Raw genomic sequence first — 1,589 nt, forward strand, 5'->3', positions numbered from 1 at the left:
GCAACCGTGTAGTCGCCCGCCGGCCCACCGGGATAGGAGCGCTGGCTCATCACCGTGTATTCGAGCGAATCCTTGTCGGTCGGTACCGCCACATCGGCGACCCCGCCACCCTCGCTGGCGAATTTCAGCCCGAGCGTCTGCGCCACGACCTGGAGGGCCACGAGATAGGTCTCGTTGCCGGCATCGGCACGCTGCCGAAAGATCGGGTCGTAGGCATAGATGTCGGCGTTCCCCCCGTCATCCGGCCCCTGTACCACCACCCGGGCGGAATGCCCCCCTTCTACGAAGTTGATGTGGATATCGGCATCCTTCGCGGGATAGTGGTCTCCCTCATCGTCGTCTTGGTATTCCCATTTTTCATTTATATTGAGCTGCGTGATACCTTTGATCTGGCTGTAAATACCCATCAAGGTCGACGGGAAGCCCGCGGTTGGGTCATCGCCCGAATACCACGAATATGGCAACGTATAGGTTGCGGACGAACCCCACTTGCTACCCTGCAACAGACCATCGATGTAATCATTTCCCGTCGCGTCGATCGCGATGGAACGATCAGTAACAACCTGATCCAATGTGAGCTCCGTATATTCTCCCGTCTCCGGGTCCAGGAACCTAAAATACTCGATACCGGTAACCGTGGCCGTGCTGCTTCCCTTCGTTATGGTCAGAACCTGCCCGCTTTTTCTGAAGTCATAGGTATCGAACTGATCCTCGAACATGGCGGTATCGGTTCCGGCTCCGCCATTATAGGCATTGCTTGAACTGCCAAAACCCAGCCCGTCAAGGAACAGGAAGTCGTCGCCGGCATCACCGTTGAATGTGCTGTTTCTGGCCAAAGCGGTTGTGAGAACATCGTTTCCGTCACCGCCATTGAAGGTGACATTGGAGCCTTCATTGCCGTCAAACAGGTCGTTGCCGTCTCCTCCGTTGAAGACGCCGCCGGTATTCTGCGGATACTCCTCGAACTCGTCACCGACCCGCCCGGCACTCAGATAGTCGTTTCCGGCGCCGGCATTGAACTGGCCGCCGACACCGCCATCGGCGGTGACTGCGTCGTCGCCGTCACTGCCGTTGAGCGTCACGCCGTCATGTTCGTCGGACCGCATCCAGTCGCCGGCAGGCGTGCCGGCGAGTATCTGGCCGTCAGCCGTCGCAGTGATCCGATTGAGGCTCTCGATCCTGGTCGTCGTCCAGGAATTCAGTAGATCCCACGGCTGAGCCATATCGTCGTCCTCGGTGAGGCGGTGTTTGAAGAGGGATGTTCTCGTCAAGCCATTGGCACTGTCAACCGGTCGCCCGTCGTTTCGAGGCTAGCTCCTGCTGCGACGACCGGCACGTCGCAGAACAGGCACCGTCCGCGCCGCGCAGCCCCCTGCGCCTCAGGTGAAGAGGAAGTTGCTGCTGGTGAGATCGGTCAGCTTGGCGTTCTGCAAAACGATGCCGTCATGGCCGTCCCAGATCACCACATCGGTGCCGCTCTGGAACGCCGCCGTCATCGCCGCACCGATCGACGAGAAGATCGCGCTGTCGAACACCACCCGGTCGCGCGTCACGTTCCAGTCGACGAAATAGTCGACCCCGCCGCCCTT

2 protein-coding genes are annotated in these 1,589 nt (G+C 59.7%); both read right to left on the minus strand.

Annotated features, from left to right (window positions below; genetic code table 11):
• Window positions 1–1,223, minus strand: a 1,223-nt coding sequence (locus tag LGR54_RS25615; protein WP_230364781.1) for a hypothetical protein, incomplete at its 3' end; no start/stop codon positions are given.
• Window positions 1,224–1,379: 156 nt separating this feature from the next.
• Window positions 1,380–1,589 (minus strand): hypothetical protein (locus LGR54_RS25620; protein WP_230364782.1); only part of this gene is annotated, 210 nt, incomplete at its 5' end.

This window comes from Ancylobacter sp. Lp-2 (assembly GCF_020523795.1).
In the GTDB taxonomy this organism is placed as follows: domain Bacteria; phylum Pseudomonadota; class Alphaproteobacteria; order Rhizobiales; family Xanthobacteraceae; genus Ancylobacter.